Source organism: Streptomyces sp. NPDC001093 (assembly GCF_040298985.1).
In the GTDB taxonomy this organism is placed as follows: Bacteria; Actinomycetota; Actinomycetes; order Streptomycetales; family Streptomycetaceae; genus Streptomyces.
In genome coordinates, this window is sequence record NZ_JBEPBF010000135.1 from 20,188 (window position 1) to 27,384 (window position 7,197).

Genomic DNA, 7,197 nt, shown 5'->3' on the forward strand with positions numbered 1-7,197 from the left:
TCGTCGCTCACAGCTTCGGCGCAATCTCTTCGGTCCAGATACGCTCCCGCTGCTCCTGCGTCATGTGGCAGGCCGCCCAGTGTCCGCTGCCGACCTCGGTCAGCTCGGGGCGGACCGTGCGGGTGACGTTGTCCTTCGGGATGTCCGCGTACGGGCAGCGCGGGTTGAAGGCGCATCCGGACGGGACGTTGATGAGGGAGGGCGGGGAGCCCTTGACCGGGATGAGCCGGTCGGTCTCCTCCCGGTCCAGCCGCGGCATCGAGCCGAGCAGGCCCCAGGTGTAGGGGTGACGGGGCGCCGAGAAGACCTCCTCGGCCGGCCCGCGCTCCACGCACCGGCCGCCGTACATGACCAGCAGGTCGTCGGCCATCTCGGCGACCACACCGAGGTCGTGCGTGATCATGATGACCGCGGAGCCGAACTCCTTCTGCAGATCCCGGATCAGGTCCAGGATCTGCGCCTGCACGGTGACGTCCAGGGCGGTGGTCGGCTCGTCGGCGATGAGCAGCTCGGGGTTGTTCACCAGCGCCATCGCGATCATCGCGCGCTGGCGCATACCGCCGGAGAACTCGTGCGGGTAGCCGTCGACGCGCTTGGCCGGCTCCGGGATGCCCACGCGGTCCAGCATCTCGATCGCCCGCTGCTTGGCGACCTTCTTGCTGACCTTGTGGTGGACCCGGTAGGCCTCGATGATCTGCGTACCGACCGTGTAGTAGGGGTGCATCGCGGACAGCGGGTCCTGGAAGATCATCGCCATCTTGCGGCCGCGCATCCGCCGGACCTCGTCCGGGTCGGCGCCGATCAGTTCCTGACCGTCCAGCCACACCTCGCCGGAGACCCGGGCGTTGGCCGAGCGGTGCAGGCCCATCACGCCGAGCGAGGTGACGGACTTGCCGGAACCGGACTCACCGACGATGCCCAGGGTCTTGCCCCGCCGCACGTCGAAGCTGACGCCGTCCACCGACTTGACCAGTCCGTCGTCGGTGTTGAAGTGGATGCGCAGATCGCGTACGGAGAGGAACGCGTCGTCGGCGTCGGTGGGGACGGAGTCGGCCGGTTCGCCGAGCGCCGCCTTTTCGAGCTTGCTCACGAGTACCTCACGCGGGGGTCGATGGCTGCGTACACCAGGTCGACGAGGAGATTGCAGAAGACGATGAAGAACGCGGCGACCAGGGTCACGCCCATCACGATGGGCAGGTCGTTGTCCTTGATGGCCTGGATGGAGTACGCGCCGACACCCTGCAGGGAGAAGACGGTCTCGGTGAGCACCGCGGTACCGATGAGGGTGCCGAAGTCCATACCGAAGATGGTCACGATCGGGGTGAGCGTGGAACGCAGCCCGTGCTTGGTGACGACCACGGACTCCTTGAGGCCCTTGGCGCGCGCCGTCCGGATGTAGTCCTCGCTCATCGTCTCCAGCATGCCCGCCCGGGTGAGCCGGGCGTAGGTGGCGGAGAAGAGGAACGCGAGGCTGATCCAGGGCAGCAGCAGGTGCCAGGCCCAGTCGGCCGGGTTCTGGGTGAACGGCACGTAGTCGGTGCTGTCCCAGACGGGCCACTGGTAGACGAACAGCGCGTTGATCACCTGGCCGGTGAAGAAGATCGGCAGCGAGACGCCGGCGAGCGCGATGAACATCGAGATGCGGTCCACCGGCTTGCCCTTGCGGAGCGCCGAGACGACACCGGTCGTCACACCGAAGATCAGCCAGAGCACCGCCGCGCCGACAGCCAGCGAGAAGGAGACCGGGATGCGCTGCTGGAGCTGGGGCCACACTTCGACGTGACTCTTGAAGGAGTACCCGAAGCAGGGGGCGCTGCAGTGCGTCGCGTCGGGGCCGAACTTGTAGTCGGCGCCCACGAACAGGCCCTTGATGTAGTCCCAGTACTGAACGTAGATGGGCTGGTCGAGACCCAGGTTGTGCTTGATCGCGGCGATGGACTCGGGGTTGGCGTCCTTGCCGACGTACTGGGTGGCCAGCTGGGTGGCTGTCTGGCCGCCGAGCCGGGGGACCAGGAAGAAGATGGCGAAGGTGACTGCGCTGACCACCAGCAGCAGTACCAAGGCGCCGAAGACGCGTCGGATGATGTACGCAGCCACAGCTGTACGGCTCCGGGTGGCCGGGGCGGGGTGTGTCCGCCCCGGCCACCCGGTGCCTTCACCTGCCTTTCAGGGGTATCCGGCCTGCTGTTACTTCGAGGAGCTCAGCAGCAGGTAGTCGTACATGCCGAGGTACGCCTGCGTCACCGTGACGTTGGTCGCGGACGTGGGCCTGATCAGCAGGTTCTTGCGGTAGACGAGCGGGACGATCGAGGCGTTGTCCTGCACCATCTTGTCGATGTCGCCCCAGGCCTTGGTGCGAGCGGCGGCATCGGTGTTGGCGATGGCGGCCTTGAGCGCCGCGTTGATCTTCGGGTCGTCCAGCTCGCTCAGGTTGTTGCCGCCCGAGGGCTTGATGGCAGAACCGTCGATGATCTGGTCCAGGAAGCCGTAGCCCGTGGGCCAGTCGGCACCCCACGCCGTCATCATCATGCCGAGCTTGTGGTCGTGGACGTAGCTCGGGACACCGGCGAAGTTGGAGAAGTACTTACCGGCGGGGAACTGCTTGATGTCGGCCTGGATGCCAACGGCCTTCAGCGAGTTCTGGATGGCCGTGGCGGCCGCGACCTCGGCGGGACGGTCGGAACGGGCCGTCAGCGTGGTGGAGAAGCCGTTCGGCTTGCCGCACTGCTTCAGCTCGTCCTTGGCCTTGGCCACGTCGCCCTTGTTGCCCGGGGTCGGGTACGTGTCGAACTTGGCGTAGCCGTTGACGGTCGGCGGCAGCAGCGTGGTGGCGACGTCACCCTTCGGCGCACCACCCATGGCGTCGAGCGCCGACTGCTTGTCCACCGCCCACTGGACGGCCTTGCGGCAGTGAATGTTGTCGAACGGCGCGACGTGCTGGTTCAGCGCCATGTACTCGGTGGCGCCGGCGTAGGAGTTGTCCGTCTGCTTGACGTACTTGCCGTTCAGGACGCGCGGCTGGGTCTGCGGCTGCACACCGGCGCCCGCGATGTCGGCCGTGATCTTGTCAGCCAGCAGGTCGTTGTCGATCGAGACGGGGTTGACCTTGAACTTGACGTTGATCTTGTCCGGCAGCGCCTTGCGGATCGGGTCCGTCTTCGGGTCCCAGTTCGGGTTGCGGACGAGGCTGGCGCTGGCGCCCTCCTGGTACGACGCGAACTTGTAGGGGCCGGAGGACACGATGTGCTGGACGTACTTGGCACCGTCGTCCTTCGCCTGCGGCACGGGGGCCGTCTGGGAGAAGGTCGCCAGGTAGTCGAAGTCGGCGAACGGCTGGTTCAGGTGGAAGACGATCGTGTTGTCGTCCGGGGTGGCGATGGACGCCAGGCCGTTCTTGTCCTTGTAGGGGCCCTTGTACTTGTCGCCGCCCTCCAGGTACGACTTGAAGTACGTGGGGCCGTTGGACAGGGCCTCGGGCGCGAAGTTGGAGCGCTCGATGGCGTACTTGACGTCCTTCGACGTGATCGGGGACCCGTCGTCGTACTTCAGGCCCGGACGCAGGTGGTAGGTCCAGGTCTTGGCGTCCTTGCTGGGCGTGCCCAGGGACGTCGCGAGGTCCGGGACGACGGTGAGGCCGTCCTTGCCCGCGGCCGGCTTGAACGTGACGAGCGTCCGCGCGTACAGGCGCGAGAAGTTCTGCACGAAGCCGTAGTAGGTGTTGCCCGGGTCCAGGGAGTCCGGCACGTCGGAGTCCTCCAGCGTGACCGTACCTCCCTTCTTGCTCGACGCGTTGGCGATGGAGTCCAGCGCCGCGTCCTTGCTGCCGCTGCCGCCACTGCTGCTCTTGCTCCCACCGCCACAGGCGGCCGCGCTCAGGGAGAGCACCGTGACCGTGGCCACGGCGGTGATAACCCTTCTGGTCTTCACGTTGAGGAAAGCCCCCTCTATCGATGGATCACTTGCTGCGAGGATCGAGCGCATCACGCAGCCCGTCACCCAGCAGATTGAAGGCCAGGACGGTGATGAAGATCGCCAGTCCGGGCACGAACATGTACTGCGGATCTGCGGTGTAGAGATCCACGGCGTTGCTGAGCATGCCGCCCCAGGAGGCCTGCGGCGGAGCGATGCCGACTCCGAGGAAGCTCAGCGCGGCCTCGAAGAGGATGTTCGTCGGGATGATCAGCGTCGAGTAGACGAGGATCGGCGCGACGAGGTTGGGGAGCAGTTCCCGGAACAGGATGTACGGACCGCGGGCTCCCAGGCTGGTGGCGGCCTCGACGAACTCCCGCCTGCGCAGGGTCATCGTCTGAGCGCGCACGATACGCCCGATGTACGGCCAGCTGAAGAAGCCGATCACGAAGATCAGCACGGAGATCCGCAGGGGCAGACCGTTGAGCCCGAAGAAGCCGTCCTGCACGGAGGCCGAGATGGCGATGGCGAACAGCAGCAGCGGGAACGCCAGGAAGGTGTCCATGAGCTTGCTGATGAGACTGTCGACCCAGCCGCCGTAGTAGCCGGCGATGACGCCGAGCACGGTGCCGATGACCACCGAGAGGAGGGTGGCGCCACCTGCGACCAGGAGGGAGACCCAGGAGCCGTCGATGATGCGGGCGAGCATGTCGCGGCCGTACTGCGGGTCCACACCCAGCGGGTGGGCCAAACTCATGCCGCCCCAGCCGCTCTTGGGTGCGAGGAGCGCCGGGTCGATGAGATCCTGGTGGAACTTGTCCGGGTCGAGCCCGAAGATCCACTCGATCGGCTTGGCGAACACCGCCATCAGCACGAGCAGGATGACGACGACCCCGCCTGCCACGGCGACCTTGTCCCGCTTGAACCGGGTCCAGGCGATCTGGCTGAGTGAACGCCCTTCGATCTGGCTCTTCTTGGCCCCGGCGAGCACGGACTCGGGAGGCGCTCCGGCCTCCGCGCCGGTGGTCTCGATCGGTGCGGTCACTGTTGACCTGACCCCTCTCGCCGGTGGTGACCGGCCTTTGTCCGCCGCTGTGGGCGGCTTGGTTCACTTACCTGCGCCGGCCGCACGTGGGTGACGGCCCAGAGATCCAGCTGTTCCTGTGACTGGTTCGATCACAGGATCGATGGCCTCGCGTCTTGAGAGGCGAGTCTTCAACGCGCTCTCGATCACGCGCCAGATCTGATGGAGAAAGTATGCGTAAACGTGATGCCGCCTAGGGGAATCCGTTATCCGAACAGGGAAGATCGCCTGTCGGACGGAGAACATGAGGGGCACTCCGCCTCGAACCGGGCGGCCGGACAGGGCAGTTGAGAGCCCCGGAGACGCCATGGTGACCGGCGTCACAGAGGTGCGGCTCAGTAGGGCCGCGGGCTCGTGTATCCGTATCCGGGACCGGCGGCCGGCGCCGGGGCCGCGTGGGCCTCGCGGTCGTAGAAGGGCCGGGCGTTGGCCCGCATCCACATCACGACCGGGTCGTAGTCGTCGGTCATGGCGACCGTCGACACCGGCAGGCCCTCCGGGACCGCGCCGATGGACTGCTGCATCATCGCGCGGACCGAGTCGACCGCGGCCGGGGAGGTGTCGTACACGTCGAGGCCGATGGCGAGGTACGGCGCGCCGAGCGCCGGCTGCACCCAGGCGCGGCGCAGGGAGCGCAGGGCCGGGGTGCGGTGGGCGTTCTGCGCGAGGAGGGCGTAGAACTGCGGGATCTCGATGCCGGGTTCGGTCAGCCGGAGGGGGCCCGCGGGCTGGCGGTCCAGGCCCGTGGCGATGCGGCGCAGGTCCAGCCAGGGGATGCCGACGCCGCCGCCGGGGGCGTGCGGGTTGAGCCAGAGGCCGTAGTGGTCGGGATAGAGGGTGCGGGCCACGTCGAGCCCGTCGACGACCTCGTACGACCGGTTCCAGCCGCTGGCCGAGAGTTCCTGGGCGGAGGTGACGCAGGGGGCGTAATGGAAGCCGTCGACCTCCATGTTCCCGTACTGGGCGTCCGGGGAGCCGGCCTGGCCGTGCCACAGGAGCATCCAGATCTGGCCGGAGGACGGGGTGGCGAGGGCGCGGAGCAGGGCCTCGTAGGCGTCGTAGCGGCCGGGGGTGACCTGGCGCAGCGTGTGTTCCACGCTGACGCTGCCGCTGTGGCTCGCGCTCACCTGTCGTGCCCTTCTTCTTGTGCCCCGGTGTCGGGAGACAGCTTATGCGCCTCCTGGCCCGGGGCCCCGGGTGCGTGCGCGGCGCAGCCGCATACAGAACACAGCCTCGCGCCCCCTGGGGCAGTTCAGTGGCCGTACTGATAGAAGGGACGGACGTTCGACCTCAGCCATTCGGACACCGGGTCGTCCGTGACGTCCATGAGGACCAGGTTGACCGGCCACCTGACCGGGACTTTGCCGAGGGCTCTGCCCAGGGCCTGCAGGGGCAGGGTGCGCAGGTCGCCCTCCCACTGGGAGAGCTCCACGCCCACGAACATCACCGGGTCGTCCGTCTCTATGGCGGCCAGGCAGCGGCGGGCGGTGAGGACCACGCCGGTCCCGGCGAACTCGGCGGACGCGGCGGAGAGGAAGTCGACCGGGTCGTCCTGCCAGTCGGGTTCGAAGAGGCGGACCCGGGCGCCGGTGTTCGGGCCGTCCAACGGGGTACGGCCGGCCCGGCACAGCTCGGCCACCGCGGCGGGCGGGAGCGGGATGCCGACCAGCGCGTCGGGGTTGACCGCGAGGCCGACCTGCGGGGGCAGGCCGCGGGCGAACTCCACGGCGGGGGCGATGGTGTACGCCATGTGGGAGCCGGTCGCCTGGCGCAGCTGCTCCTCGGAGCTGAACACCGGGACGTAGGCCTGGCCGTCGATGTCCAGCGTGGGCAGGTCGAGGGCGCCGCTGTCCGGGCCACCGCCGGCCGGCAGCGGGATCCAGAGCAGGCTCCGCCCCAGTACCTCGATGATCCGGCCGGCCGCGGCGGGTATGCCGAGGGAGGCCGAGAGCACCTCCTCCAGTTCGTTGCCGGGCCAGCCGCCGTGCGGCTGGGGGTGCGCCTGTGCCGGGAAGTCCGCGGGAATGTCCGCCGGGAAGTCCATCTGCCTACCGCCTGCTGGGAACCACTGCTGTGACCATGAAGGCTATCGGGTGGCTGTGACAGCGCCTCACCTCGTGAACATGATCCGCTGCAGGGCGTCCGCCGCCGGGCGGTCCAGCAGCACGGCCGCGCCGCAGCCCGCGGGCAGCTCGCCGCGCTCG

Annotated in this window: 6 protein-coding genes; all 6 read right to left on the bottom strand. The window is 68.1% G+C overall.

The window, feature by feature from the left end; translation table 11 throughout:
• Positions 1-7: 7 nt before the first annotated feature.
• On the bottom strand, positions 8-1,090 hold the full coding sequence (locus ABT288_RS41160; protein WP_351619497.1) for an ABC transporter ATP-binding protein: 1,083 nt from the start codon (positions 1,088-1,090) through the stop codon (positions 8-10).
• A complete protein-coding gene (locus ABT288_RS41165; RefSeq protein ID WP_351619500.1) occupies positions 1,087-2,097 on the bottom strand; it encodes an ABC transporter permease in 1,011 nt (336 codons plus the stop codon). The genes ABT288_RS41160 and ABT288_RS41165 overlap by 4 nt, the downstream gene beginning before the upstream one ends.
• 90 nt (positions 2,098-2,187) lie before the next feature.
• Positions 2,188-3,927: an ABC transporter substrate-binding protein gene (locus ABT288_RS41170; RefSeq protein WP_450862415.1), complete on the bottom strand. Its 1,740-nt coding sequence runs from the start codon at positions 3,925-3,927 to the stop codon at positions 2,188-2,190.
• Positions 3,928-3,955: 28 nt separating this feature from the next.
• Positions 3,956-4,954, bottom strand: a complete 999-nt coding sequence (locus tag ABT288_RS41175; RefSeq protein WP_351619503.1) for an ABC transporter permease — start codon at positions 4,952-4,954, stop codon at positions 3,956-3,958.
• A gap of 374 nt (positions 4,955-5,328) precedes the next feature.
• Positions 5,329-6,120: an enhanced serine sensitivity protein SseB C-terminal domain-containing protein gene (locus ABT288_RS41180; RefSeq protein WP_351619505.1), complete on the bottom strand. Its 792-nt coding sequence runs from the start codon at positions 6,118-6,120 to the stop codon at positions 5,329-5,331.
• Positions 6,121-6,245: 125 nt separating this feature from the next.
• Positions 6,246-7,037: an enhanced serine sensitivity protein SseB gene (locus ABT288_RS41185; protein WP_351619508.1), complete on the bottom strand. Its 792-nt coding sequence runs from the start codon at positions 7,035-7,037 to the stop codon at positions 6,246-6,248.
• Positions 7,038-7,197: the final 160 nt, after the last annotated feature.